Genomic DNA, 25,603 nt, shown 5'->3' with positions numbered 1-25,603 from the left:
GTTTTTTAAGCTTCAATTACCTCGTTCTTATCGTCGCTTGTCTTGGCTCCATATCCATACCCATATCCATAGCCATATCCATAGCCATATGCGTTTGAATTGGCATCAAGCTTGGTAACGATGGCTCCGAAGACTTGGGCGTCCGTTCGCCTGAGACGGTTGAGGGCATTTTCTATTGCCCTCAGTTTCATGCGATCAGATTCAATAACATATACGATGCCATCCACCACTCTTGATATCTCGATAGCATCGGCAAGCGATAGCATCGGGGCGCTGTCTATGATGATCTGGTCGTAGTTCTGCCTGGCGTCTTCAACGATGTTACGGAATCTAAGGCTCGCCAATAGTTCAACCGGGTTAGGCGGTGTACGACCGTGACCGATAAAGTCGAAACCAAGCTCCTCCAGCGGAACCGCGATATCGGCTAAAGTTGCATCATTGTTGGTTAAGAGGTTGGCGAGCCCACCTTTTTCCCAGCTCTCGTTGCTAATCAAGTTTTGCATCCGTGAATTGCGGAGGTCAGCATCGATCAGAAGGGTCTTTCTACCAAGCTGAGCGAAACTCATTGCCAGAGCGATACTGGAAATACTCTTACCTTCTGCGGGTACTGATGACGTCAACATGAGTACCTTCGGAGCGCCATCAGGGGTCAGGAAGGTGAGATTTGTCCTTGCCGATTTATATGCCTCGCTAAGCTCCGAGGATCGTTCAAACAATTGATCTTCTACAAGCTCTTGGGAAGATTTGGGAATGGTACCCAGGAGAGGAAGGCCAAGGCGTCGTGTAACGTCTTGCGGATCCTTAAGCGTCTGGCTGAGGGCGACACGTAGATAGACTAACGCTCCCGCACCAACGATTCCGACAACTAAAGCGATCAAGATGTTCTGAAAAAAGGAAGGAGCATATGGACCCTGAGGAAGCTCAGCCGTATCAATAAGTTTGATATTATTCTGGCCCGCGCCAGATGCCTCAAGTTCCTTATAGCGCTGAAGCAAACCATCATAGAGCTCGCGGTTCGTGTCCACCTCACGCTTCAATATGCCATATTGAATGCTAAGGTCCTGTTGATCAAGAAAACGCGATTTAGCTTGTTCCAGTTGATCACGTAGCTCTCTTTCTCGCACTGCTGCTGATCGTAGTGCAGCTCTCGACTCGCTTTCAATAGAGTCTCTTAAGGATGCGACTTCGGCCTCTTTTTCCCGCAAGATTGGATAATCTGGGCCAAAGTTTGCTTGGAGTGTAGAGAGTTCTGCCTCTGCGGTTGCGAGTTGTGCGCTTAGTTGATTGCGTGGATCATTACTGGCAAACTCACCGGAATCTAGTGCGGCCTCGGCAGCTATGCGATCAGAGATTGCTTGCGTAAGCGCTCCATTCAAAGCGGCGAGATCGGTTGCAATCAACGTTTGAGTGGCTGCGTCCGAGCCGTTGCTAGGCGCAGCGGTTTCCAAAACAAGAATTTCATTCGAATTTGCGTACTGTACTAATTCCCTTTCAGAAATGGCCAATCGCTCTCTCAATTCCTCGATTTGCCGACTCAAAAATTCGCGTGCTTCGATATTGGTCCCGAAGCGTTTCTCAAAATTGGCCGCTATGAATTCTGCGACCCATAGGTTGGCGATATCTGCTGATACACTTGGCGAAGGACTGGAGAATTGCACATCAACGAGGCTAGACTGTGTTATCGATTCAATCGAAATGTTATCAAGGAGTAATTCTTCAATATCTCGCTTCCGCAAGTCTTCTGCTTCATCTAAGCTAAAAGCGGCGATGAAATTTTCGTCACGGATGAGGTTCCCCGCTTCAGTTACCCGCGCTGCCATGAAACGCGACTCAAGTAATTCATATTGCGTATTGAGATATTGAAGCTCCGATGTACGTGAATCGTTCTCAATAGGATCAATGTCGGTAACATTGGCTGTGACTTGCGAGATTTCTATGCGTGCGCTACCCAGGAATAGCGGTGTTGACAGCAGTGTAACGACTACCCCAAAAACAATGCTGAGGGCAATGATTCCAGCAAGCCAGAACTTTAGAGCGCGAGCTTCGATCCAATAGCGCTCCAAATCAAGAGCGAAGCCATCTTCTTCATCGTACTCAACGCTTTGACTTAGTCGGGTAGCATCTGAACTAATAGAATGATTTTGGTTCATGAGGTGGAGAGCATTTAGTTTCTGGTGATAAATATTACGAAGCTGGTAATCAATTGCGGCACCGCCTGCAATATACGGTCTAAGTTACGCCTTTCAGGCGAATCTCCTACGATGACAATGTCGTTCGGATACACATCAGGATCCGAATAATTGCCACGTTGGATTGCTGCGAGGTTGTAGAGACCTATATAGTTTTGTCCGTTGACAGTCCTTAATATCAAGACGTCTTCAAGTTTTGCATATTCCTCCACGCCTTGGGCCGAATTTACTGCCCTCAACAGCGTTTGGCGGCCAAATGCTGGGTAGTTCCCGGGTCGTCTAACCTGCCCACCAATTGAGAAGGTGGGCTGAGGAAACTCTTCAGGAATAATGCGAACTTGAGGCTCAAGCAGATATCTCCCTCGCAAACCGTCAGAGATAATCTGTGAAGCTTGATTTGGTGTAAGCCCTTCAAGCTCCAGCTTACCTAAAAACGGATAATTGAGGCCGCCGAACTCGTCCGTCAAATAAGTGCCGCTGAGGAGTTCGTCCCCCACTACACTGATCTCAAGCTTCTCTTCAGCGCCGATTGTGTAGAAGCTTTCACCCCGTGGCGGAGGGAGTTCCGTAAGTTCGGTTACCTGTATTTCGGGAGCAAGACCTGTCGAACGGTCCGCTGCGCAAGCTGACAGCGTTATTAATACAATGAAAACAATGAAAAATTTTTTAAACAGAATCATCATGCGCTCTCTTATTCAACGCAGCGACTAGCGCATGCCACGAACTGGTCAACCGTTTTCTTAAATGCTGCGACCAGATTTTATCGATGTTCGAATTGTAAGGACGAGGTAAGGGCCAACAGTGTGTCGACTGAAACCCGGCCGGTCTTGATATGCTGCCCGGGTGTCCAGCTTAACTTATGGCGATTTTGGCATACGCATTCTCGCTCGTGCTTTACCATTCCGAGCTGGACGTGGTTCAACCGCGAGTGCGTAGAGAAGCCAAATGGTAACCACTTGGAAGCTAGGGGTGCGAAGAGGGTAATCCACAATTGAAGCCGAGCAAATCACGATCAGAATCGCGGTCCAGAAAACCAGTTTCATCATCGCATTCGATGACTCGCGGAACAGAGTGATTATTCTCGCGATAACCCAGTAGAGAATGGCCAGTATCAACGCTGCAGCTGGAAGACCACCTTCAATGAATAGCTGTGCCCAGTCATTATGCGCCTGATTAACATATCTTGGCAAAAGCAAGTTAGATGGCTCGTAAAAATGATAAACCTTTTCAAAGCTGCCTATGCCAGACCCTGTTAACCAGAAATCACTGACCATATTTTGCAAAATGGGGCCAATCTGCCAGCGAATATTAGCGAAAGGATCGTGATTGCTCAAGTCTGCGAATGCTGGCGTTCGTTCTAGCTGGAAAAACAGAAGAATCATTACGGCGACCGAGACAATAAGGGCAAGCAATACTATATCGGCGCGCGACAGCCATAGCAGCAGGCGATTGGAGGACGCATTGAGGGGCGTCTTTTCAATTCTAGCCAAAAAGAACATAATCAAGGATACAAGCAGAGAAAACCCGGCAAGCGCCAGACCGGCACGTGACCCACTTATCAGCACCGCTAAAAGCGTGAGTCCAAAACCGATAACGAACCAGGCTATGAAAAACGCACGGTTTTTGCCTGAAAAACGCGACAAACCCAGTCGCGTAAAGACAAGTAGACCAAGGACAGAAAAAACAGTGGAGTGATTCTCGTTGGCGAATATACCGACAGGCGCGCCGCGATTGGTGATTTCATATAGGTATAATGGGCTGTTTCGTCCCGAAAGGACTTGGCCTAGGCCCAATAGGCTGTCAACCGTTACTAAGCCTGCTATAAGAAATAAGGCGTCATCGCGTTTAAGGTTATTAAAATATACTAGGGCATATGCAACTATTGGAACACAAATCGATAATAAAGAATTTAGTGTACGGCTTGGAGCCATAGTAATAGGCCGCCAAACGCCTTCCAACCCAAGAACAATATCGATCTGGTCAATGCTTTCCCCCAAAGGAAGTGCGTGCCAGACAGACGGTGGCAACGGCACCAGCTGAATGGCCATGAGAATGGCTGCTAGCCCCAAAAAAACGCCGATTGGCAGCGCCTTGCGATTTTCCTGTCGGTTTTCTTGGACCAAGTATGTCAGCATAAACAAGGCTGAAAGAGGCCTCAGTAATGCAATCTGCATAGCGTCAGATCGTGAGGCACCACCCAAAAATGCAACAAGAAGCGCAAATAGACCCAAAATACACCACGTACGAGCATTCGCGTTGACACTTAGCTCTTCTAAATGTGACATAAACGGTTTCATTTCAGAGGATTAAGGTCTGCGATTATGGCGAGGCTTTAATTATATGAACAGCTTGCGTCATATGCAATCCTTGGCGGCACAAAGTTGTGTTTGTATGATATTGTGCTTTGTAAGGGCTTTGGAGCCGAAGTGGCGTAGACAAATTTAGGGGCTGTCCCAGATGATTTACTATCGTGAATATGGCCTGAGCCATTTGCGGATGTTGAGTGAAACGCAGATGCCCCGGGATCGAACCGTGTTTTTCGTTGTCGCATGGCGTGCCCAGAGTAGATGACCGGTGGTTGCTCTCTGGGATCATCTATTTCATCAAGAACGGTCTTCGCTGGTGCGATGCGCCTTCTGGATCAATTAATCAATCCTGACACTTGGCTCAAACCTGCCTCCAAAGGAGCAACCTTGAATCAATTAGAAAGCAAGACGTCAACTGATTTGCCCAGCTGTCTAGGGTTACAGCAATTGCTGGTGCGATATTGCGAACCGAGTATCTGGAATTGAAAGCAGGGATAAGGTAGGTTATGGAGGAATCTCAATTATTATAGAATATTTAGGGCCTTACATGAAGCGTGCCATCGATCTAATCATAGCATTGTCCATTCTTCTAATTTTGTCTCCTGTTCTTTTGTTGATTGCCTTATTCAACTGGATATACCTTGGAAGGCCACTCATCTTCCAGCAAAAGCGTCCGGGTCTGAATGGACGGCCGTTCAACCTTTTCAAATTCCGAACTATGAAGGATACTGTTGATGATAGTGGACGTGCCCTTCCAGATGCCAAGAGATTAACGAGATATGGGAAGCTTTTACGAAGCACTAGTCTGGATGAGCTACCGAGTTTATGGAACGTGGTCAAAGGCGATATGGCAATAATAGGCCCGCGACCGTTATTGATGGAATATCTACCCTTATATAGTGAACATCAGTTTCGCCGCCACGATATTCGCCCCGGTATTACTGGATGGGCACAAGTTAACGGACGCAATGCCATAAGCTGGGAGGAGAAATTTGCAGCAGACATATGGTATATTGACAACCAATCTTTCGCACTGGATTTGAAAATCGTTTTCATGACTGCGAAAAAAGTCATATCCAGAGATGGCGTCAGCGCCGAAGGCGAAGCTACCATGCCCAAATTCACTGGGAATACATCGTGAAATATGAATCCATATACGGCATTTACGGTGCATCTGGATGTGGGCGAGGTGTTGCTCCGCTCTTAGAATGGAAGTTAAGAGATGAGAGTGATGTCAAAATCGTGTTTATTGACGATGCTAATCACGAAAAGGATGTAAATGGGCTGCCAGTTTATTCCTATGAAGAATTTGTTCAATTCGATGTCGAAACGAAATATGTTTCTATAGCAATAGCTAATAGCAGAGTTAGGCAGAAACTTGCAGATAAGTGTGCTGCCGACAAATTGAACTTTCTTACTATTGTATCTGATCAGCATGTTCGGATGAAAAGTATTAAAGTAGGAGTCGGAGGTATTTTTTCGCCTTTTACGACCCTGACAAGCAACATCAAAATTGGTCAACATTTCCACTGCAATATCGGAAGCTACGTTGAGCATGATTGCGTAGTTGGCGATTTCGTGACCTTTGCACCTGCCGTCCGGTGCAATGGCAATGTGCATATCGATCACCATGCATATATTGGTGCCGGTGCCATCCTGAGACAAGGAACGCCGGATAAGCCCTTACGAGTGGGGACGGGCGCAATAGTCGGTATGGGTGCAGTTGTCACAAAGGATGTAGAGCCTGGGACGATCGTAGTGGGCAATCCTGCTCGCCCCCTAGAAAAATAAATTCTTGATCAGCGTGAAATAGTAGATCATCGAGCCGCCTTCTCGAACGTCTGACGAACGGCTTTGCAATAGCCCTGCAGCTGTCGCTCGGTCATTGTCGGATGGGTCAGGAACATTAGGCTGGTTTCCCCTAACTCCTTGGCTATTGGTAGCCTTTTTTCAGGTCGCAAATCCGTTAGTTCAAAGGCCTTCTCCCTATAGACTTCACTGCAGCTTCCTTGAAATGCGGGTAGGCCCTGCGAAACAATATCCTCGATAATCCGGTCTCTGGTCCAACCATTTTTCAAACCGCTGGGGATGACATATCCATATTGCCGATAATAGGCATGTCTATGATTATCGTCTGGGACTGGCACTCGAACGGCCTCGGGAAATAGATCCAACACCTCTTTCAAGGCGTTCGCATTTCGTCGACGTAGTTTTGTCCATTCCTTCATCCGTGAGAGTTGTATAAGGCCGATTGCTGCCTGAACTTCCAGCATTCTCCAGTTTGTTCCAAAGCTTTCATGTAGCCAACGAAAACCGGGTGGATGCTCCCTGTTGTAAACAGCATCCCAGTTTTTCCCGTGATCTTTGTAAGACCACATTCGATCCCAAAGCCCCTCGTCATTCGTTGTCACCATCCCGCCTTCGCCACCAGTGGTCATTATCTTGTCCTGACAAAAGGACCAAGCCCCGATATGTCCTATCGCCCCCACCATCTGATCACCCACCATGGCGCCGTGCGCTTGAGCGCAATCCTCGATAACGGAAATGCCATTCTTGTTCGCAAGCGCCATGATACCGTTCATGTCACATGGCCATCCACCCAGATGAACTGGAATTATTGCGCGTGTTTTTTCTGTTATTTTTTCAGCAATTGTTTTCGAGGTTATGTTACCACTGTTGTGATCAACGTCAGCAAAAATCGGGATTGCGCCAACTGACACAACCGATGATACGGAGGCTATGAACGTTCGCGGGGTGACGATTACCTCGTCGCCATGTCCAATGCCGAGGCCCTTTAGTGCCAAATCAAGGGCAACTGTTCCGTTGGCCAGTGCTATTGCGTGCGCTGCGCCTGACCAAACGGCAAACTCTTTCTCAAAATTACGTCCGACGGTTCCGGTCCAGTAATTTACCCGATTAGATGTTATAATTCGATAGGCCGCTTGCGCCTCTTCTTCTGAAAAGCAAGGCCAAGAGTTTAAAGCACTATCGTTCATTTGCACATTCATATGGGTTCATTCCTGTTGCTCTATCAGAAGCCATTGTCTGCAATTTGCAAATTCGTTGAACGGCCGCGATCATTCTAGAAATCAGTCATATTGATTTTGACTGATTTTTGAAACTTGATCGCCTTTTTTTTGGGCGGCCATTTCTAGCAGAATGGCGAATTCGTCGGCCAATTTATCCCGATCAAATAGTTCCTGAGACAAGCGTTTGCTCGATTTGGAAGCCGATTTAAGCCAATCTTCATCTGCTATATGCTCAGCAATATGGTTTGCCACGTCTTCAATAGGCATTCCCCAAGTCACAAGGCCAGCACGAGTTTCGCTAACGATTTTGGCCTGCCATCCACCGTAATTGATCAATATGGGGCGACCGGCCGCGAGTGTATCGAAAAACTTGTTCGCTGAATTAGCCCTCATCTCCGGCAAATCGATAAAAAGACTGGCACTTATGTCGGCAGCACCAAACAATGTAGCCATTTCATTTTTGGGTAGATAATTTTCGATAAACAGATTGTTGTTTAGAACACCCGCCGCAATAGCCTGCTCATGAATTTTTCTGCGTTCCTGTCCCTCGCCGACAATCAACAGTCTAACATTTGGAGCGATGTTTTGCAGATGACGTGCTACATCAACTAAATAACCTACGCCATTTATCAGACCAAGCGTTCCAGCATATAGCAACAACGGATTATTTCCTAACCAATCGCGCGCATTGCGGAATGCCATAATCTTATCGGGTTCGGCTATAAACGATTCATTGTCACACGCATTTGGGATCACACAGACTCGCTGGGGATCATATCCTGTCTTAAGCACGCCGTCCCGCATCCCGGGCGACAAAGCGACGACTGCTTCGGAATTCTTGTACGCAAGAGACTCCAAAAGGCGAGCAGCAAATTTTAGGATCGGGTTCTTTAGCGCGCCGACGGCTATCGGTAACTCAGGCCATAAATCCCGAACCTCAAACACCAGCGGTACTTTTGCCGTCCACTTCTTCAAAATCCCCGGAATTGCTATGGTCAGCGGCGTACTTGTTGCGAATACAATATCTGCGTCTATCGAAATCGCGTAACGAGTGGATGCGTAAGCGAATGCAAAAAATGCCTTTACACGCTCGAAAAAGCCCATTTCATTTGAGTAGGGGACTGCATACCAATGCACGGTAATACCGTCCTCGTCCGTAGTGCGCCATCCACTTTTACCTTTGCTTTCTGGAGAGCGATCAGATGTAATAAGATCTACCTTATGTCCTTTAGCAACAAGGCGCTTTGCGAACTCGTAAGAGCGGGTACCACCCTGCATTTCGGGGGTATTGAAATACTGATGCAGATAAACTATTTTAAGTGGCAATGAATTTTCCCATCAGATTGAACATATTTGAGTATAAAATATAGAAAAACCATCTGTAGAAAAACCCCCTGGGAGAAGAAGGTTCCATATACAAAATAAAAAACAAGCGTGATTACAGTGAAGGATGCTGCAACTGATATAATAGGGTCTGAGTAATTGATTAGTTTTTCAATAGCCTTGAAATAAAAACCGATAAATATACCAATCAATATAATGCCGGTAAGGCCTGTATTTCGCCAAATATCAGCTACTGCGCCAACCGGACTGACATACACTGAATTGTCCTGTAGAGTCCCCACATATTCTCCAGTGAACAGAGCCGTTATCCGAGCATGTTTTAGCCAAAGCTTGTCAGAAGAAAAATCAAATAATCCATATGAAAGCTCTATGGGTACAAAGTTGGGCGCCATTATTACACGATTAACAATGAACTCATTCCCAGTATCAAGAACTTCGTCAAAAGAAAAATCTTGAATATTGTGCTGGATAAAGGTCAAAGCGCCTCCCAGCGTGATCATTATGCCAACAAGGACAAGTCCATAGATGCCAATTCTGAATGTGTTTTTTGAAGTGCAATAGAAAATATATGCAAACATCACCAGAAAAAGCATGAAGGGGCCGCGGTCAAGTGTAATAACAATCCCAACAAGTAATGAAAATACAACAGATATGATAAAGACTTTTGAGTAATTTTTTGAGTATGCGGCGATAAGTATAAAATATATTGCGCAAAAGGGTAGTGTTAAGCGCCGCGCCAATTGTAATATTGCTGTCAAAATGCGGTTTCTGTCATTGAATCCTATCAACCTATATTCCATTTTTGAAATATCTTGGCCAAATTGAGAGAGTTTTTCATAACCTCCAAGTGCAAAATTTAACCAAACAAGTATTATTGATATCAATGCCATCCAGTAGAAGAAGTTATGCTTTTTTAATATATAATAGCTACTAGGGTTAAGTGGATTTATTACTTTAATGCCCGACCGTCTGCCGTGATATGCTTCCTGTCTATGTGACGGCAAAGGTTTTGATTTTTGCTTTCTAGAAGAGGAAGAATTAAGGCTTGAAATTAAATAACCTCCAGAAAAACAGACAAAAAACAACGAAGTCATTGCCAAAGAACGCATCGCGGAAAGGCGATATTCGTCAAAGCGTAAGCTGTACCAGCGGTTACTGTAGTAATCTGAAAAAGCGATATATGCAGTCGGAAGCAATATAAAAATCACGAATACCGACGCAAATACCGTAAATGGCTTGGCGATACGCCTAATAGTAATTGTGCGCTTAACCATCGACCGAAGACAGCGCGTTTTTCAGGGCAACTAGTCGACCATCCGGATATTTTTGATCACCTTCAAGATGCATGCCTTCGCCCCATTCATTCCATGCATTGATAAATAGAACGCTGCTGCTTTGGGTGCGCGCCAATTCAATCAATCTAGTCATAAAATGCCCAAATTTTTCTGGCGAAAATCCCTCAATCACCTTGGCCCTTTGCACATATCTTGGTGTGTTATCAAACTCCGTAAATCCCGAAAAATTAACTTGGATTGGAGCCGTTTCTAATGCACGCTCTGTTTGCCGGAGAAGTGCGCTCCATACGGTGTCATAGTAGAAATAGCTTGGTTTGTCCGGTGTTAAATCTTGAATGTTGTACACCAGTTTCTTCAAGGGCATCGGAAGCTGCAGTGCTTTTTCCCTGAAAAACTTTTGCATCGGGGGCACCGCAACTCTGGGAGCAAAAAGATTGTCGTCTGCAAACAGAGCAAGTGTCGGTTGCGCTAGGGTTAACGAGTCAAAATGTCGGAGATAATCATAAGAAGCCTGACGAGAGCGGACCGTAGCGGCTATGTGGAGTTCCAATCCGCTTCTTGTCCTCACAAAATCGCGAAGGCCGTCAATATATTGTTCTAGATCTTCAACATCTTCAGGAATGTATATCTGGAATAAGGGGCGGCCATTAATGTCAATATATCGTCGGTCAGAAAAAGCCTTCAAGAGATAGGCATAGTGTTTTTCACGCTGCCGTTTCTGCGAAGCATAGGTCTGTTCAATAAGGACATCTGCAGAACCGCGCCTATTCTTCCAAGAGCGAGTCCATGAGTGATTTGCCCAGCACAGCGAAAAATTTACGTCTATAGACGGGTCTGCCAAGATTTTATCAAGGGGCTTCCCAAGCGGACGCTCTCCATCATACCAATAATGATATATTGCAAAACCGTCCACGCCATGATCACGGGCATGGGAAAACTGTTGCTGCAGGATTCCGTCGTCAGTCAGATCATAGTAGCCATCAGCCGGCACACGTGGTTGGTAATGTCCGTCCTTAAGAGGTTGGGCAGCCTGCACATTATTCCACTCCGTAAACCCTTTACCCCACCACTTGTTGTTGAAAGGGCATTCGTGAAACTGGGGTAAAAAGTAGGCCAGAATTTTATGCTGTTTGGTCATTGGCAGTTTGTCTTCTAAATATCTAGCGTTTGATAAAAAGCTCAAACGGTGCGACATCCGACGTGACAACCGAGTTTGCCGCAATGATAGCGCCTTCACCAATCTCTACGCCTGACAAAATCACGCAATTGTCTCCAATCCAAACATTGTCATTAATCGTGATTGGTCCTTTTGAACTAAGCGGCCGATTACGAGGCTCCAATGATATCTTGTTTTTCAAATCGGAGGATGGGCTGCCATGGTTGTGATCCACAATTAGAATATTGCTCCCACCCAATACATTCCTGCCAATCTTAACGCCGGTGGTTGAGCCGATGTGACAATAATCCCCAAAACTGGTACCGCTTCCTATCGAAATCAAAGTTTCTGGGGCATCATTTTGGCCATAACACTCAAGTCTTGCCATAACACCAAAATTGACACGCTCTCCCAGCTTCAAGGCTTTTGAATTTATCATTCTAAGGCCTCGGCCAAAAACAATTTTACTGCCTGAGCCATTGGCGAATGCACCAAGAAAGAATAGCAGTTTACCGCGCATACGGCCTGCTAGCGCTCTTTTCCCTCGTAAAAAAAAGTTCACTATGGACTCGTTGGAAAAGTTACGCTTCATTGATGTAGACTTCAAACTGGATTGTTAAAATCAGGGATGGGGACAGCTGAGTATTTAAGCCCGCAACCTGTACAAGTGTAGATATCATTCTCACGTTTCACGTCACTTTTACATTCGGGGCAGGCGAGTATGGAATCTAGATCAAACCGCTTGCGGTTCAGTTTCTTCAAAAGAGAAATCAAGCCAGCTCGCGGTGAGTTTCCTGATGATCCCGCGGGCATGTGATGAGAAGTGGCTGTCGACGGATCATCAAACCAAGAGGTGTCTGCACTATCGTTCAAGATTCTATAGGAGATTTCCTTGTTCCAATAATACTGGGTATGAAACATTTTTGGATTAGAATAGAAAAATTTGGACCAATCTGAATCCTGCGAGAGCAAGTCCATTTCCCCGATAAAATCATCGCCCACTGGACCCGACTTTTTATGTATATATAGCGTGTCATTGAGGTTAAAGACCTCCAATAGGTGTACGTCAAACGGGTGAATTCTCTCATAAAGCGCATTGGGCGTTTCAATATAACCTCCAACCGAAATCCGCTGCAACTCGTCGAGGAATTGGCCAGGTTCATGCAGATGCTCCAATACATGATATGCCAACGAATGTTGGAACGCATTGTCTTTGAAAGGCATTTTTGAAGCATCGCCCAGCACGGTGGGGCGATCAATCTTGGCCGCCTTAAATCGATGCGTATTGTCTAAATATTTTTCGAGCAAAACATCGGCAAATGGATGAGGATTGGCGCCAGATCCGACGTCAAGAACTAGGCCCTTACTGAACATCGGTACCTTCAGCTTGCGCATTGACCATCTCAGAATTTTGAACTTTTTGAGCAACATATACTCCCTACGCAGAACGCTGCAAAATCTCTTGTTGTTTCACTAAAGAGTGCCTCCAATGCAAGCAATATGGAACGCCAATGATAATCCAAAACAGGAATGCATTACCGGCATAAATTGCAGTAGCAGCGAACACGCCGCCGATTGGCACAAAAATCAATGCCAGCCCAATAGTGGAAATGGAGTTTATTATGGACAAGAGCCAAAGGGCTTCCGCTTTGAAACATCTAAAAAAATAGTTCATCATAAAAAACACATGGTTACAGAGGCACGCGATCATGACAATTAACAACATGCTATTTTCAAGTATCCGTATCGAAATAGTGTCGTAGAAATAATAATCTGACACCATTTTTGATAGCCAAAATATAATTAACAATAGTGTTAAAAAAATCGTAGATTTTATTGAACAGGTAATAAACTTCTTTTCCATTTCCTGAGTTCTTTTTTGGGCAATCAGTCCCCCAAAAACTGCAGAATGAGTTGAGACAAAGAGAATCCCTATGCTATTAATGGCTTGAAATAACTGCAAACTCATTCCCAACTGACCCGCAGCTTCCGGACCAACAAATCTTAGCACGATCGGCGTCAAGCTATAAAAAATAAAAAAGCCGCTCACCCAGGAGGCACCCAGCCGCCATTGAAAAGGCCAAATTTCTCCCTTCCAGTCAACGCTTCGTTGCTTGGACATGGCGTCTACTTTAAATAGCGAGTAAAATTTGGAAATCCCCCACGCAGCAGAGGTAATTCCGGCCACAGCACCCAGCGCCAGCGACCACAACTCCAAGCCTGCTATTAAACATGTGATGACCACAACGATATTTGCGGCCGATTGAGCCAAACGAATTTTGCTCACACTCAGGATTTTTTTATGCCCTTCGATAACCGATACCATGCCGTTCAAAAATACGCTGGCGCAGGTTGAAATTGAAAGAACTAGCCATGGCAACACTATACGCTGATCATAATTTTCAATTTCAGTGTATTGCTCCTCGAATATCAAAATCGCGGGCATCAGAACCAGGCCAAGCAAAAGCGATGCAATCGCGAACCATTTTGTGAAAAACCATGTATGTGATTTCAGGTCTTCGGATCTCTCGGGAGTTGATGCCAGATGGCTGATAATTTGAACGACAGCGAAACTGAGTCCCAGTTCGGCAAAAAACTTCAAGAATACAAGGCTATAAAAAGTGTAGTAGAAACCTTGCATTTGCACATCGAGCATAAATATCACAACGGCGACCACGCCGAGATTGCCCAAGAGGCCTACCAATCGATTCGCAATATTTATGTAAACCGAGCTGTTTGAAGCAACTTCATTCATACTGAGAAAATTCATATTGAAGTTTTATAACGTATAACTTAGACATTTGTTTTTAGTTAGTATTTTAATAGGAATTGAAATTATTTTCCAAATATATAGATATATAATCTATTCGCAATAAGACTAAAAATACTATTTCTCACTACCCTATACTGGCATGTTTTCTTATAAGAATTCTGATTTGATATGCTTTTCGGGCTGATTTAGGGTTGTTTATTCATTAATTTTGACTGAATAGGTTTAATAATGGCCGTTTGTCAGGAGCACTGTCTCCAGCATCGCGCTTTGCTATACACAAACTCGTGTTGAATCTCGCATGAAATCCGCCTTTGCGCGTTTCGTAAAGTTATTGATAGTTATATTTGGAGGTGCCTCGACAGACAAGTGCATATGCTCTCGAGAGAGCACGCTGTGGGACTATCCCACGCCCTGCTCATAACAAAGTCTAGCGGTTACAATTAAGTTGCTGGCCGAGGTTTTCCGGCCATCCTAGCTTGATGAAGATGTTGCCGGTGTTTCAATTTTGGAACTTAAGGGTATTTGCAATATCTCGAAACTAGTCCATTCAAACTTTCAGAAGTTTGTTCCACCAGCTTTCATTTTTCAGATACCATCGAATCGTTTGGTTAATCCCAGCACTAAAGGTCCATTGAGGAGAGTATCCTAATTCGGCACGTACCTTACTTTCATCAATAGCATAGCGACGATCATGTCCAGCGCGGTCGGCCACGAACGTCTTGAGCATTTCTGACTTTTCCCCCCTAGCCGCTGGCGCATCGGGGTAGCGCTCAGCTAGCCCATCGATTTCATCGAAGGTTCGGTCGATCTCAGCGCAAATCTTGTCGATTACAGCCATGTTAGACATTTCCGCACCACCACCGATATTATAGGTTTCACCTGGCTGACCTCGATTCAAACAAGCATCAATGCCGCGGCAATGGTCCTCGACGTGCAGCCAGTCGCGCACATTCATGCCGTCGCCATAGATTGGCAGCGGCTTGCCGGATAGCGCGTTAAGACAAAACAACGGGATCAGTTTTTCAGGGTACTGATAAGGCCCGTAATTGTTCGAGCAATTTGACGTCGTCACCTCTAGTCCATAGGTATGATGGTAAGCGCGCACAAGATGATCGGAAGCGGCTTTTGAGGCTGAATAGGGTGAATTGGGCGCGTAGGGTGTAGTTTCGCTAAATGCAGGATCATCCGCACCCAGCGAACCGAATACTTCATCGGTCGAGATGTGATGAAAACGGTGCTCAACGCCATCGCCAGCAAGCCATACGGCACGAGCGGCCTTAAGCAGGCTGTTCGTGCCCAAAATGTTGGTGTCGATGAACGCGTCAGGCCCAGTGATTGAGCGATCTACATGGCTTTCCGCGGCGAAGTGCACTATGGTAGTGATCGCATGCTCCCTTAACAGATGCTCAACCAGACCCTGATCGCGGATGTCGCCTTCGATAAGCTCAGTCTGCTCGGCGCCTGCCAGTGTGGACCGATTACCTGCATAAGTCAGCGAATCCAAAACGACCAATTCATCATCCGGATGTTTCTTATTCCAATAATGGACGAAGTTTCCACCGATGAACCCGGCGCCGCCGGTGACGAGTAGCTTAGACAAGTGATGCTTCCTTTTTCAGCATTAAACGCAGGTTATCCCGCCAATGGACGGCCGGTTTCCCCAGGATCTCGCGCGTCTCTCGGCAGTCGAGCAACGAGAAAGAGGGGCGCACAGCCTGCGTTGGATAGTCCGCGGTGGTGATTGGTTCGATCGCGGGCATTCGGTCGAGCAGACCCAGGGCGTGCGCCTCTTCGGCGATTGCGACAGCAAAATCATACCAGCTTGCGACGCCAGCATCGCTATGATGGTAAGCGCCATTCGCTCCTTTTTCAATCAGTCCCCAGAGAGCGCTCGCCAAGCCCGTTGCCCAAGTGGGTGAACCGATCTGGTCCGACACTATGCCAAGCTCATCGCGGTCCGACATCAAGCGGATCATCGTCCGCACGAAGTTGGCGCCACCCGCTTCGTACACCCAAGCAGTGCGCACCAGTAGATCGGTGTCTCGCAAATGGTCCTCTCCCGCAGCCTTGGTGCGGCCATAGACCGAGATCGGGGCACGCGCGTCCTCCGGCTTGTAAGCGCGTGACGATTGGCCATCGAAGACAAAATCGGTTGAGACATGGACGAGTTTGCATTCATGCTCGGCCATCACAGCTACGGCATCAGCATTAATGGCTTGCGCAGTAATCTCATCCTGTTCAGCCTTGTCAACGGCGGTGTAAGCGGCAGCGTTGATAAGCAGATCCGGCGCCTCGACCGCGAGATACGCTCTAAGCATGGCATCATCGGTAAGGTCGACATCCTCGATATCGATTGCATTGATTTCTAAATCGGCCGGAGCGGTGCGCTGAAGTGCGCCCCCTAGCTGGCCGTTCGCACCTGTGATCACAACCTTCATGCAAATCTTCTCAGTCGAACGCCTTGACGTCGGTTAGCGAAAGACCAAAAGCGTCTTTCTCGGAGATAATCGGATCAAGATCAGCCACCGGCCATTCGATGCCCACCGCTGGATCATCCCAAGCCAATGTGTGCTCGGATTGCGGCGCGAAAGGAGCAGTGCACTTGTAAAGGAAATCGGTGTCGTCCTCAAGTGTGAGGAAGCCATGCGCAAAGCCTTCGGGTACCCAGAACATCCGCTTGTTCGTCTCACTCAGTTCAACACCGACCCATTTGCCAAAATTCTCCGACGAGCGCCGCAGATCAACCGCAACGTCAAAAACAGAACCGCGTGCTACACGCACCAGCTTGCCCTGTGGCCCAGGGTTCTGAAAATGCAGTCCGCGCAGCACGCCTTTTTGCGAGTGGCTGTGATTGTCCTGCACCCAGGTCATATCAAAGCCGGCCTCGGCAAAGCTAGCTGCGTTCCAGGTTTCCATGAAGAAGCCCCGCTCATCGCCGAACAAGCGTGGCTCAATGATCTTGGGTCCAGGAATAAGAGTGTCGATAATATTCATCGGTCGCCGCTTATAACCCTGGCTAATTAAGGAGTTGGAGCAAATATTCGCCATAACCTGATTTGCGCAGAGGCTCAGCAATACGCACCAGGTCGGCGTCACTGATGAAGCCTTGGCGCCAGGCAATCTCTTCGGGACAAGCAATCTTTAGACCCTGGCGTTCCTCGGTGATGCGTACATAGCTTGCTGCATCCAGCAGCGAGGCGTGTGTGCCCGTGTCGAGCCAAGCAAAACCGCGGCCCATAATCTCTACCGCCATAGCGCTTTCATTAAGGTAGAGGCGGTTGAGGTCGGTGATTTCCAGCTCACCGCGCGGCGAAGGCTTGAGGTCTCGCGCGCGGTCCACAACCGTCTCGTCGTAGAAGTACAGGCCGGTGACAGCATAGTTGGACTTGGGAGCCGCCGGCTTTTCTTCGATCGAAATTGCGGTGCCCTGATGATCGAATTCGACCACACCGAAAGCTTCAGGATCAGTCACACGATAAGCAAACACGCTCGCTCCGGTTTCGCGTTGATTGGCATTAGCTAGCAATTCCGGAAGGCCATGGCCGTAGAAGATATTGTCTCCCAAGATCAGCGCGCTGGAGCTGTTGCCCACAAAGTCTGCACCGATGCGATAGGCTTGAGCGAGACCTTCGGGCTTAGGTTGCTGAGCGTAGCTCAGGTTCACTCCAAAATCGGAACCATCTCCCAGAACACGTTGAAATTGCGCAGCGTCTTCGGGGGTAGTAATAACCAATATGTCAATGATTCCAGCCAGCATTAGCGTACTGAGCGGATAATAGATCATCGGTTTGTCAAAGATAGGCATTAGCTGCTTTGAGACTCCCCGCGTGAGCGGATACAGCCGTGTTCCTGATCCTCCCGCAAGAATAATACCTTTGCGTTTTCGGACCATGCTCAATTCTCCTCAATGATGTTACGCCAGCTCTGCTGCGATATTCGGAAAAGCTGCCGACTATGGCAGCGCGAGAAGGATGAGGTACTATGTTGAAGGGAAAGCCGTTTATGTTTTAATTCCCTCAGACGAGCGGACAGCGATCACATCTATAGCTGAATAGTCAATTTTGACGCGAATAGCTACCGCACCGCATGAGAATCTTGCTACCTCATGACAGTCAGTGTGGCGTTCAGATAAGGTACCGTGGATGCATGTCAAGCCTCTATCACATCACTTCTGTGAAGTCGTACCTTGAGCTCTGAGGACATCATGCTTAACAGAATTGTAAAGCGCTCATTGCTGTCTACAGATTGCAATTGACCTAACATGTCGCTGAATGGACCGTTTACGACTCTGATCGTGCTGCCGAGTGCAATATCGCCTAACGATTGAATGCACATATCCGCATCACAGCTCGCAATTAGTCTCTCAATGACTTCGTCCGGCATTGGTTTAGGCATTTGGCCGGCATGAACTGTAACTAGTCTACGAACGCCGAAGGTATTGTTGATTTTTGGCCAGTTGTCGCGATACAAGTTGAATCTGACAAAAAGATAACCGGAAAAGAAAGGTTTCCTGACGATCTTGACTGGCCTTGACTGGGATATCGTCCGCAATTGCCAAGGGCAAAAGGTTACGAAACCTTGTCGATCGAGGTTTGTGAGGGCTGACTTCTCTTTTTGGGACTTTACCTGAACTGCATACCAGCGTTCTTTGTCCTGCAAACCTGACACAACTCATTCATTCTTCTTGAGAATCATATAATGGAAGCGATTATTAGCATCAGCTCAAGATAGTGTCGATAAAGATGTAGCCTGTTCCCTATAGACCTGTCCGAACGGTCTCTGGCATGTTTAACTGGTGGGCAGGGGCGCTATGGATCGGTGGCGATGGATGAGGCGCATCTTGCTGCGGCGGTGCGCTATGTCGCGCTGAATCCGGTCAAGGCCAAGATGGTCAAGCGCGCGGAAGACTGGCCCTGGCCGAGTGTAAGAGCACATCTGGCGGAAGAGGATGACGGGCTGGTCACCGTCGCGCCGATATTGCAGCGCTATGGCCGGTTTGCCGAGTTTATGGGCGAAGCGCCGGACGCGGAAGCGGTGCAGCGGTTGCAACGTGCGGAAACCATAGGGCGCCCGGTCGGTGATGCGGACTGGCTGGAGCAGATGGAAGAACGATCCGGCAAAAGACTGCGCCCGCGCAAGCGAGGGCCGAAGGTTAAGGGTTAGTGGGTGGCTAGTTCGGTCTTTTCGGTCTTTTCGGTGACATGGCGTAATTGCTGTAGTCATCCTCCTTGTAGGAACGAAGTCATGCATTTTGCATGCTTCAAGCAAGGAGGATGACCGATGACGATGTATGCAGGTTTGGACGTATCTGACAAGGCGACACATATCTGTGTGGTGCGAGATGATGGCGAGATTGTCCGCCGTGATGTGGTGGCGAGTGATCCGGATGTTCTGGCCAAGTGGCTGGAGCGCCATGCTGGCGGTGTCGCGCGTGTGGTATTGGAGACCGGCCCCTTGGCGGTGTTTTTATATCATGGGCTGAAAGAGCGTGATGTGCCGGTGCTGTGTATCTGTGCACGTCATGCCAAGGGAGCGTTGTCGGCGCGGGTCAATAAATCGGATGTGCATGATGCTGAAGCGCTGGCGCATCTGGCGCGCACCGGATGGTTCAAACAGGTGCATATCAAGCAAGAAGGCAGCCATATCGACCGGGCGGCGCTGAAGATCAGGGGCCAGCTGGTGAGCAGCCGCAATGCTCTTGCCAACCAACTGCGCGGGATGCTCAAGCTGTTTGGCCTGAGGCTGGGCCGGGTGACAACCCCGGGCAAGCGGCGCGAACGGTTGCAAACACTGTTTGGCCAGCGCCCTGATCTGCGTGTGGTGTTTATGCCGCTGGCCGAGATGATCGAAGCGCTTGAGGCGCAGCTATCGCGCAATGCCAGACTGCTTGATGCCAGGGCCGCTGCTGACCCGGTGGCGGGTCGGCTGATGAGTGTCCCCGGCGTCGGGCCGATAACGGCGTTGACCTTTATCACCAGCATAGAAGACCCTGAGCGCTTTACCCGCAGCGCGAGCGTGGCCGCTTATGCCGGACTGGTGCCGCGCCGCAGCCAGTCGGGCGAGCGCGATCATAAAGGGCGTATCTCCAAGGCCGGTGATCCGATGCTCAGAAGCGCCCCTGCGCCCTGCAGCACTGGGGCAAAGCCCTGGCCCAGACCAGGGGCCTGAAACATGCCAGAGTGGCGCTCGCACGCAAACTGGCCATACTGCTGCATCTGCTGTGGCAGAAAGACACACAGTTTAGCTGGGCCGATCCGGCCAGCGGGCAATGACACTATGACCATATGATATGCCACGAAACCGGTGATCTCGGAAAAACTGTGGAAGCATCACTATGTGATGACTTCGCCGGTGACATGGAGACACCAACTCTAAACGCCTGAACGCGATCATGAGAATGTCTGCAAACCCATGGCCAAAGCCAGCAGCATATCTCGAAGACAACCATCGGCTAGCAGGCAAGCAAACAAGGCAGATTTATATTATCAATTAGACAACAGTTTACCTGAGTTCCGGTTCCGTTGAACGCAATGGAGTGAAAACTGTCCCCGAAAAGACAGAAAAGACCGACTGTCCTCTGAAAAGGCCTATGTCCTACATCTCCATGCGCTGTTATGATCGCGTCGGCTCTTTCCCATTTACTGAATTACAACATCACGCGTAGGCGATTATTCGGGGACAGTTTCAGTTCCCGAGCGCTCAACCGAGAGAGTTCTCTCTAAAACTGTCCCCGAATAAGCGTCTGCTCTGCCTCTCGCGAGCGTCACTTTCGTAACCTTCGTCAAGCTGGCTTGACAGTTGCGCGGCTATCGACCCTTAGACTGAGGCAATGGCTTGCGTGTTCAGCGCAATTGTGTACTCAAGTCTGTCAAAATGCCCCGCTGCGCAGCGACCAGCCGTTCTATTTCGGCCTGTGCTTCGGCAATGGGGCGCAGATCATAGATGGCGTCGCGGGTATATTGCTTTTCGGTCTCGGCCATAGACAGTGTATCGAGCGCGCTTAAAGCGTTGATGCTGCGATTGTGATAGCGTGAAAGGGCGCTGATTTCGGTCTGGGCAACGGACCAGTTTTCACTATTGCGACCGGCGCTTCTGCCGATGCCAACAGCGCGACGGGTCTTGGCAAGATCGGACTGGAAGCTCTCGTCCGCCTGCTTCGCCTCTAGCAGCAAGGCGGCGACCTGCTCACGCAAATCATCGGGCATGGCCATGATGGCAAGTCCACTGGCCCGTTTGACCGGTTGGTCATCCACTGGAAGGTCCTCTATTGCCCGGCGTTTCAACTCAGGAAAATCGGCATTGGGCGCAGCGCAGCCATTAAGCGTTAGCGCGCTGCACAATAGAATGGGGAGCAGAGAAATAGCCGGATTGCAAGTCATGGCTCGGGCCACTACATTATGATGGAGACAGCGGCAATCCATTCCCATGCAAGAACCGGGTGGCTGATACAGGAAAAGTGCATAAAAAGAGTCATATTTCGCGCTGCTGTTGGTTGACAGTTAACTGATTCTCCCTTATCGGGCACTGCTTTCCGGCGCAGATCAGAAATGTCCCTTTCAGGATACGAACCGCGCCGAGCCAACAGTTTTGATGAAGTGAGACAAAGTCATGTTCGCTATCGTGCGCACAGGCGGCAAACAGTATCGTGTTGCAGCCGGAGACAAAATTGCGGTTGAAAAGCTCGCCGGTGAAGCCGGTGACACCATCACGCTGGACGATGTTCTGCTGGTAGGTGAGGGCGGTGCCGTCAAGGACGCCAAGGGCGTTGCCGTATCGGCTGAAATCATCGCGCAGGATCGCGGCGAGAAGGTTATTGTCTTCAAGAAGCGCCGTCGCCACAACTATCGTCGCAAGCAAGGCCATCGTCAGTATCAGACGGTGCTGAAGATCACCGGCGTGGGTGCTGCCAAGAAGGCTGCACCGAAGAAAGCCGCTCCGGCAAAGGCTGATGCACCTGCAGAAACCAAAGCTGCTCCTGCAAAGAAAGCGGCACCGGCCAAGAAGCCAGCGGCCAAGACTGCAGCCAGCACCGCTGCCAAGAAGCCAGCCGCTAAAGCTGCTGCGAAGCCTGCTGCTAAAAAGGCTCCAGCCAAAAAGGCCCCGGCCAAGAAACCTGCTGCCAAGGCAGCGCCAAAGAAAACAGACGACGCCTGAGTCAGTCAAAGCCTAAGGAAACAGAGACATGGCACATAAAAAAGCAGGTGGTTCATCCCGTAACGGTCGCGACTCCGTAGGTCGCCGCCTTGGCGTGAAGAAGTTCGGTGGCGAGCATGTCATCGGCGGCAACATCATCGTGCGTCAGCGCGGTACCAAAGTGTATCCGGGCGACAATGTTGGCATGGGCAAAGATCACACCCTGTTTGCGCTGATTGAAGGCCGCGTGAAATTCCACGCCGGACGCCTTGGCCGCAAATATGTGTCGGTCGAAGCCATGGCAGAAGCCGCTGAATAACGGATGATCGATAAAGGGTCATCCTGAATAGGGAGACCCCGAAATCGCTACACAAGCGAACCAGGACAGGGAGCGGGGTCAGAACCCCGCTCTTTTTTTGTCCCTGTCATATGGCTGACTCGCTGCTGTCACCTTTTGCGGTCACAGGGCGGGCGGCCATCAGGAGAGACATGATGTTCGCTCGTACGGAAAGATTATTATTGCGGCCCGGCTGGCCTGAAGACTGGCAGGCGCTGTTCGCCGCCATCAATGATGAAGGCATTGTCTGCAATCTTGCGCGTGCGCCCTGGCCCTATACGCCCGAAGCAGCTCGTGAGTTTGCATCACTGCCCCAGGATCCCCGCTATCCCAGCTTCTTTCTGACCTTGCCGACCGACAATGGCTCACGGCTTGTCGGCTGTTGCGGTCTGGGCGAGAATGAAGGCGAAGCCGAACTTGGCTATTGGATTGCGCGCGAACATTGGGGGCAGGGCTATGCCACTGAGGCCGCTCGCGCGGTGATTGAAATAGCCCGCACCTTGGGCCACAGACAGCTTTATTGCAGCCATTTCGTCGACAATCCGGCCTCACAACGGGTGATCGAAAAGCTCGGCTTTGTTGCGCTCGGCCCCGCCGTGCCGCGCTACAGCGCCGGCCGTGGTGAAGAGGCCTTGTGCAATGAATATGTGATGGACCTGGAGCCGCTTCGACAGGCGGCTTAGGGTCAGATATCGACACCCTTGTCGCGCAGGCAGTTGACGATGAGCTGATAGCCGAAATCGGCCGACGGTTTGGAATTGGCTGGACCATATTTCTGGCCGTCAAACTCCACCGACAGCGTTTTAACATCCGCCAGCTGGCCGAGCATCTGGATGCCCTGATCATTGTCCTCCCAATAGGCCATTGCCCGATAGGTAAAGCCTGCCCTGTAGACGCCGGTGTCCGCTGTTGTGCGGTAGCTGTTATTGACGATGACGGTGATCGGTACGTTCTCCTTATCAAGGCCCTTTTCCACGATCTCTGCAGGCAGGTTCTGCACCATGATTGAGACGTTGAAGTTCTCGGCATTGATCAGGAATTCGAGCTTTTTGTTGCCACCCAGTTGGTAACTGGCACCGCAGACCCGGTCGTCGGATATTGGGTTGACCGTGATATCCAATTGGGTCGGCTGGGCCATACTGGTGCTTGCAGGAATGGCCGTTAGCGCCAGTGCCCCGGATAACAGTGCAAACCTTCTCATCATGCGGGCCTCTCCTGCGGTAATGTCAGCAATAGGGATTGGAACGATTGCAGGCGCTCGTGCGACCGCTCAGATAGTTCATGCGTTGATTGAAATGCAGCCGGTCCATAGAGTTCTGGTGTCGCTGCCAGCTGGCGGCGGCGGCGCGCTCACTGGCAGAACGCCCGGTGCGCGTTCGGGTCGGATAGGAATAGGACGCGGACTCGAGCCATTTGGTGAACCAGCTGCGTTGCTGGCGCTCGGCTTCTGCCTGGGCGACGGCGCGGTTGCGAGCGGCGATCCGGTCGCGTTCGGGTTGCAACTCCATGGATTGCGCAATCTGCGTCGCCTCTAAATCGCCAAAACGCGCGGCAATCCGCATATAGCCAAGTCCCATTTGGCGATCAAAGGCGACACCATTTCGGCCATACCAATGCGCCATACCCATCCATTTGGCGGCTTCAACATGGCCAACCTTGGCGGCATTCTCGATCAGGATGACAGCATTTCGCTGATTGGGTGTGTCGATAATCCTGCGCTTGCCGGTGAGGAACCAATTGCCGAGCAGCCATTGTGCCTCATCATATTGCTCTTCCTGAAGCAGATCGACAGTACGCGCCGCTTTTTGCGGGTTGCTATCAGCGATCTTCACCGCCTGTTCCAATTGTGCGGCGGCGGGCAGAGAGGGATCGATCCAGCGCTGGACTATGGCAGTGCGTTCACCTTGAGCCTGATTCTTTTTGGTCCATTGGCAAGCCGGAGCATATCCAAGCCGACACGATTTCAGCATCAGCATGGTCGCAGCCGGATAACGCACCTGGCGCATTCGGTTGCTGATATAAGCATCAGCCAGATCATGGCAGGCCGCTGCATGGTCAAGGTCACAGCCGCGCCGCAGATAAAACCCTGCCTCGCCTGGCGTCACATCGCCCAGCTTTGCATTGGCACTGAAACCATGCCGCCCGATGGTATAGCAGGACTGTGCCAGCCCAGCAGTGCAGGCGGAATTCAGGAAGCCCTCGGCCAGATCGACCGATTTGGCCTCGCGGCGGGTAATGATCCGGGCGGCATATTCGGCACAGACCGCTAGCCTGTCTCCCTTGCCCTGTTCGCAGCCGCGTTGCAGCAACGGCACCGCCTGTGGACGCTCAACCCCCAGCATCTGAGCCGCACCCAGACAGGCCCATGGCCGTGCATCACTGGTGCAATATGTTGAGAAAAGCGTTTGTGCTTCCTGCGAAGGCTGACCAGCGCGATTGCCGCTTTCCTTCAGATAGTTGGCAAGAAACCGGCAACCATCATCCGCATTGGCGGAACAGGCGGTGCGCCATAGCTGTTCAGCGCGGCCTGCATCTTTTGCGACGCCGTAACCGCGATGATAGAGCACACCTTGCCATGCACAGGCACTTTGTGACCCTAGCTGACAGCCGCGTGTGGCGCTCGTAACTGCAGCATCAGGCTTGGGTAGCGGCAGCGAGCCGCCGAGAGCCAGACCGGCATAGGTGGCACAGGCTGCGCTTGAGCCCTTGTCGCATCCTTTGAGATAATAGCCAGCAGCAACGCGGGTGCTCTGTTTCAGGTCGCCCAGCCCGGTGGCAAAGGCATCACCCAAGCGCACACATTCCTTGGCCTTGCCCTTGATGCAATTGCGCTCCCATTTGCGCGCTACGCCATAGACTTTGACCGGCATATTCTGCTGGCCATTATAGACCGCGCTGTTCATCACACCATCGCGAGCGAGCGGCACTTTTTCGGCATGCGCCGCCGTTGCGAAGCCAAGCGTGACGCAGATGGTGATAGCGGTCTTTAAAAAGCGGGAAATGGGCATTGCACCCCTCACTTTATTGCCGGAGCGCTTGCC

At 49.7% G+C, this 25,603-nt stretch carries 25 protein-coding genes and 1 pseudogene; 8 read left to right on the top strand and 18 right to left on the bottom strand.

What is annotated here, in order from left to right; genetic code table 11:
- Window positions 1-5 precede the first annotated feature (5 nt).
- From RB602_RS13335 to RB602_RS13325, 3 genes are all read right to left on the bottom strand, one after another.
- Window positions 6-2,150 (bottom strand): GumC family protein, encoded by a 2,145-nt coding sequence (locus tag RB602_RS13335; RefSeq protein WP_317081166.1) that lies wholly within the window; start codon window positions 2,148-2,150, stop codon window positions 6-8.
- Between the two features lie 14 nt (window positions 2,151-2,164).
- Entirely contained in the window at window positions 2,165-2,872 is a 708-nt protein-coding gene (locus RB602_RS13330) for a polysaccharide biosynthesis/export family protein (protein ID WP_317081164.1), read from the bottom strand.
- A 174-nt stretch (window positions 2,873-3,046) separates the two neighbouring features.
- Window positions 3,047-4,474, bottom strand: coding sequence for an O-antigen ligase family protein (locus tag RB602_RS13325; protein WP_317081163.1), 1,428 nt, complete (start codon window positions 4,472-4,474; stop codon window positions 3,047-3,049).
- A gap of 196 nt (window positions 4,475-4,670) precedes the next feature.
- Between RB602_RS13325 and RB602_RS13320 the strand changes: the two are divergent.
- The 3 genes and pseudogenes from RB602_RS13320 to RB602_RS13310 form a co-directional block, all read left to right on the top strand.
- A pseudogene (locus tag RB602_RS13320) lies at window positions 4,671-4,824 on the top strand (transposase); the annotation flags it as partial.
- Between the two features lie 218 nt (window positions 4,825-5,042).
- Window positions 5,043-5,636, top strand: a complete 594-nt coding sequence (locus RB602_RS13315; protein WP_317081161.1) for a sugar transferase — start codon at window positions 5,043-5,045, stop codon at window positions 5,634-5,636.
- A complete protein-coding gene (locus RB602_RS13310) occupies window positions 5,633-6,286 on the top strand; it encodes an acetyltransferase (protein ID WP_317081159.1) in 654 nt (217 codons plus the stop codon). The genes RB602_RS13315 and RB602_RS13310 overlap by 4 nt, the downstream gene beginning before the upstream one ends.
- A 26-nt stretch (window positions 6,287-6,312) precedes the next feature.
- Here the strand turns inward: RB602_RS13310 and RB602_RS13305 are convergent, their stop codons facing one another.
- The 12 genes from RB602_RS13305 to nusG form a co-directional block, all read right to left on the bottom strand.
- Window positions 6,313-7,503, bottom strand: coding sequence for a DegT/DnrJ/EryC1/StrS family aminotransferase (locus RB602_RS13305; RefSeq protein WP_317081157.1), 1,191 nt, complete (start codon window positions 7,501-7,503; stop codon window positions 6,313-6,315).
- 81 nt (window positions 7,504-7,584) lie between these two features.
- Window positions 7,585-8,850: a glycosyltransferase family 4 protein gene (locus RB602_RS13300; protein ID WP_317081155.1), complete on the bottom strand. Its 1,266-nt coding sequence runs from the start codon at window positions 8,848-8,850 to the stop codon at window positions 7,585-7,587.
- Window positions 8,835-10,142, bottom strand: a complete 1,308-nt coding sequence (locus RB602_RS13295; protein WP_317081153.1) for a hypothetical protein — start codon at window positions 10,140-10,142, stop codon at window positions 8,835-8,837. Before RB602_RS13295 ends, RB602_RS13300 begins: the two co-directional genes overlap by 16 nt.
- Window positions 10,135-11,301 (bottom strand): glycosyltransferase WbsX family protein, encoded by a 1,167-nt coding sequence (locus RB602_RS13290; RefSeq protein WP_317081151.1) that lies wholly within the window; start codon window positions 11,299-11,301, stop codon window positions 10,135-10,137. The genes RB602_RS13295 and RB602_RS13290 overlap by 8 nt, the downstream gene beginning before the upstream one ends.
- Before the next feature lie 22 nt (window positions 11,302-11,323).
- The gene (locus RB602_RS13285) at window positions 11,324-11,839 is read right to left on the bottom strand and encodes an acyltransferase (protein WP_317081150.1); all 516 of its coding nucleotides are present in this window, start codon (window positions 11,837-11,839) and stop codon (window positions 11,324-11,326) included.
- A gap of 83 nt (window positions 11,840-11,922) precedes the next feature.
- Window positions 11,923-12,714 (bottom strand): methyltransferase domain-containing protein, encoded by a 792-nt coding sequence (locus tag RB602_RS13280; RefSeq protein WP_317081148.1) that lies wholly within the window; start codon window positions 12,712-12,714, stop codon window positions 11,923-11,925.
- A 43-nt stretch (window positions 12,715-12,757) separates the two neighbouring features.
- Window positions 12,758-14,089 (bottom strand): lipopolysaccharide biosynthesis protein, encoded by a 1,332-nt coding sequence (locus RB602_RS13275; protein ID WP_317081147.1) that lies wholly within the window; start codon window positions 14,087-14,089, stop codon window positions 12,758-12,760.
- Window positions 14,090-14,639: 550 nt separating this feature from the next.
- Window positions 14,640-15,692 (bottom strand): dTDP-glucose 4,6-dehydratase, encoded by a 1,053-nt coding sequence (gene rfbB / locus RB602_RS13270; RefSeq protein ID WP_317081145.1) that lies wholly within the window; start codon window positions 15,690-15,692, stop codon window positions 14,640-14,642.
- Entirely contained in the window at window positions 15,685-16,530 is an 846-nt protein-coding gene (rfbD, locus tag RB602_RS13265) for a dTDP-4-dehydrorhamnose reductase (protein ID WP_317081144.1), read from the bottom strand. The genes rfbB and rfbD overlap by 8 nt, the downstream gene beginning before the upstream one ends.
- Window positions 16,531-16,540: 10 nt before the next feature.
- On the bottom strand, window positions 16,541-17,086 hold the full coding sequence (gene rfbC, locus RB602_RS13260; RefSeq protein ID WP_317081143.1) for a dTDP-4-dehydrorhamnose 3,5-epimerase: 546 nt from the start codon (window positions 17,084-17,086) through the stop codon (window positions 16,541-16,543).
- Between the two features lie 22 nt (window positions 17,087-17,108).
- Window positions 17,109-17,984, bottom strand: a complete 876-nt coding sequence (gene rfbA, locus RB602_RS13255) for a glucose-1-phosphate thymidylyltransferase RfbA (RefSeq protein ID WP_317081141.1) — start codon at window positions 17,982-17,984, stop codon at window positions 17,109-17,111.
- A 257-nt stretch (window positions 17,985-18,241) separates the two neighbouring features.
- Window positions 18,242-18,760, bottom strand: a complete 519-nt coding sequence (gene nusG / locus RB602_RS13250) for a transcription termination/antitermination protein NusG (RefSeq protein ID WP_317081139.1) — start codon at window positions 18,758-18,760, stop codon at window positions 18,242-18,244.
- 156 nt (window positions 18,761-18,916) lie between these two features.
- Here nusG and RB602_RS13245 point away from each other — a divergent pair, with 156 nt between their 5' ends.
- Window positions 18,917-19,255 carry a hypothetical protein gene (locus RB602_RS13245; protein ID WP_317081137.1) on the top strand — a complete coding sequence of 113 codons (339 nt, stop codon included), beginning with the start codon at window positions 18,917-18,919 and terminating at the stop codon, window positions 19,253-19,255.
- A 117-nt stretch (window positions 19,256-19,372) separates the two neighbouring features.
- Window positions 19,373-20,260, top strand: coding sequence for an IS110 family RNA-guided transposase (locus RB602_RS13240; protein WP_317081135.1), 888 nt, complete (start codon window positions 19,373-19,375; stop codon window positions 20,258-20,260).
- A gap of 674 nt (window positions 20,261-20,934) precedes the next feature.
- On the opposite strand, the gene RB602_RS13235 is transcribed toward RB602_RS13240, so the two are convergent.
- The gene (locus tag RB602_RS13235) at window positions 20,935-21,471 is read right to left on the bottom strand and encodes a hypothetical protein (RefSeq protein WP_317081133.1); all 537 of its coding nucleotides are present in this window, start codon (window positions 21,469-21,471) and stop codon (window positions 20,935-20,937) included.
- A 229-nt stretch (window positions 21,472-21,700) separates the two neighbouring features.
- On the opposite strand from RB602_RS13235, the gene rplU reads away from it, so the two are divergent.
- The 3 genes from rplU (at window position 21,701) to RB602_RS13220 (ending at window position 23,245) form a co-directional block, all read left to right on the top strand.
- Window positions 21,701-22,246: a 50S ribosomal protein L21 gene (gene rplU / locus RB602_RS13230; RefSeq protein ID WP_317081131.1), complete on the top strand. Its 546-nt coding sequence runs from the start codon at window positions 21,701-21,703 to the stop codon at window positions 22,244-22,246.
- Between the two features lie 28 nt (window positions 22,247-22,274).
- Window positions 22,275-22,544 (top strand): 50S ribosomal protein L27, encoded by a 270-nt coding sequence (gene rpmA, locus RB602_RS13225; RefSeq protein ID WP_317081129.1) that lies wholly within the window; start codon window positions 22,275-22,277, stop codon window positions 22,542-22,544.
- 170 nt (window positions 22,545-22,714) lie between these two features.
- On the top strand, window positions 22,715-23,245 hold the full coding sequence (locus RB602_RS13220; protein WP_317081127.1) for a GNAT family N-acetyltransferase: 531 nt from the start codon (window positions 22,715-22,717) through the stop codon (window positions 23,243-23,245).
- A gap of 2 nt (window positions 23,246-23,247) precedes the next feature.
- Here RB602_RS13220 and RB602_RS13215 read toward each other — a convergent pair whose 3' ends face one another.
- Complete coding sequence (locus tag RB602_RS13215; RefSeq protein ID WP_317081125.1) at window positions 23,248-23,766, bottom strand: hypothetical protein; 519 nt, start codon at window positions 23,764-23,766, stop codon at window positions 23,248-23,250.
- A gap of 22 nt (window positions 23,767-23,788) precedes the next feature.
- Entirely contained in the window at window positions 23,789-25,570 is a 1,782-nt protein-coding gene (locus tag RB602_RS13210) for a tetratricopeptide repeat protein (protein ID WP_317081123.1), read from the bottom strand.
- Window positions 25,571-25,603: the final 33 nt, after the last annotated feature.

The organism is Parasphingorhabdus sp. SCSIO 66989, from assembly GCF_032852305.1.
In the GTDB taxonomy this organism is placed as follows: Bacteria; Pseudomonadota; Alphaproteobacteria; order Sphingomonadales; family Sphingomonadaceae; genus Alterisphingorhabdus; species Alterisphingorhabdus coralli.
This window is presented reverse-complemented; position numbering and strand designations above follow the sequence as displayed.

Excerpts from the sequence above, each read along its gene's own strand:
- RB602_RS13335 (WP_317081166.1), bottom strand. The coding sequence starts at position 2,150 with ATGAACCAAAATCATTCTATTAGTTCAGATGCTACCCGACTAAGTCAA.
- RB602_RS13330 (WP_317081164.1), bottom strand. The coding sequence starts at position 2,872 with ATGATGATTCTGTTTAAAAAATTTTTCATTGTTTTCATTGTATTAATA.
- RB602_RS13325 (WP_317081163.1), bottom strand. The coding sequence starts at position 4,474 with ATGTCACATTTAGAAGAGCTAAGTGTCAACGCGAATGCTCGTACGTGG.
- RB602_RS13315 (WP_317081161.1), top strand. The coding sequence starts at position 5,043 with ATGAAGCGTGCCATCGATCTAATCATAGCATTGTCCATTCTTCTAATT.
- RB602_RS13305 (WP_317081157.1), bottom strand. The coding sequence starts at position 7,503 with ATGAATGTGCAAATGAACGATAGTGCTTTAAACTCTTGGCCTTGCTTT.
- RB602_RS13295 (WP_317081153.1), bottom strand. The coding sequence starts at position 10,142 with ATGGTTAAGCGCACAATTACTATTAGGCGTATCGCCAAGCCATTTACG.
- RB602_RS13290 (WP_317081151.1), bottom strand. The coding sequence starts at position 11,301 with ATGACCAAACAGCATAAAATTCTGGCCTACTTTTTACCCCAGTTTCAC.
- RB602_RS13285 (WP_317081150.1), bottom strand. The coding sequence starts at position 11,839 with ATGCGCGGTAAACTGCTATTCTTTCTTGGTGCATTCGCCAATGGCTCA.
- RB602_RS13280 (WP_317081148.1), bottom strand. The coding sequence starts at position 12,714 with ATGCGCAAGCTGAAGGTACCGATGTTCAGTAAGGGCCTAGTTCTTGAC.
- RB602_RS13275 (WP_317081147.1), bottom strand. The coding sequence starts at position 14,089 with ATGAATTTTCTCAGTATGAATGAAGTTGCTTCAAACAGCTCGGTTTAC.
- rfbD (WP_317081144.1), bottom strand. The coding sequence starts at position 16,530 with ATGAAGGTTGTGATCACAGGTGCGAACGGCCAGCTAGGGGGCGCACTT.
- rfbC (WP_317081143.1), bottom strand. The coding sequence starts at position 17,086 with ATGAATATTATCGACACTCTTATTCCTGGACCCAAGATCATTGAGCCA.
- rfbA (WP_317081141.1), bottom strand. The coding sequence starts at position 17,984 with ATGGTCCGAAAACGCAAAGGTATTATTCTTGCGGGAGGATCAGGAACA.
- RB602_RS13245 (WP_317081137.1), top strand. The coding sequence starts at position 18,917 with ATGGATGAGGCGCATCTTGCTGCGGCGGTGCGCTATGTCGCGCTGAAT.
- RB602_RS13240 (WP_317081135.1), top strand. The coding sequence starts at position 19,373 with ATGACGATGTATGCAGGTTTGGACGTATCTGACAAGGCGACACATATC.
- RB602_RS13235 (WP_317081133.1), bottom strand. The coding sequence starts at position 21,471 with ATGACTTGCAATCCGGCTATTTCTCTGCTCCCCATTCTATTGTGCAGC.
- rplU (WP_317081131.1), top strand. The coding sequence starts at position 21,701 with ATGTTCGCTATCGTGCGCACAGGCGGCAAACAGTATCGTGTTGCAGCC.
- rpmA (WP_317081129.1), top strand. The coding sequence starts at position 22,275 with ATGGCACATAAAAAAGCAGGTGGTTCATCCCGTAACGGTCGCGACTCC.
- RB602_RS13220 (WP_317081127.1), top strand. The coding sequence starts at position 22,715 with ATGATGTTCGCTCGTACGGAAAGATTATTATTGCGGCCCGGCTGGCCT.
- RB602_RS13215 (WP_317081125.1), bottom strand. The coding sequence starts at position 23,766 with ATGATGAGAAGGTTTGCACTGTTATCCGGGGCACTGGCGCTAACGGCC.
- RB602_RS13210 (WP_317081123.1), bottom strand. The coding sequence starts at position 25,570 with ATGCCCATTTCCCGCTTTTTAAAGACCGCTATCACCATCTGCGTCACG.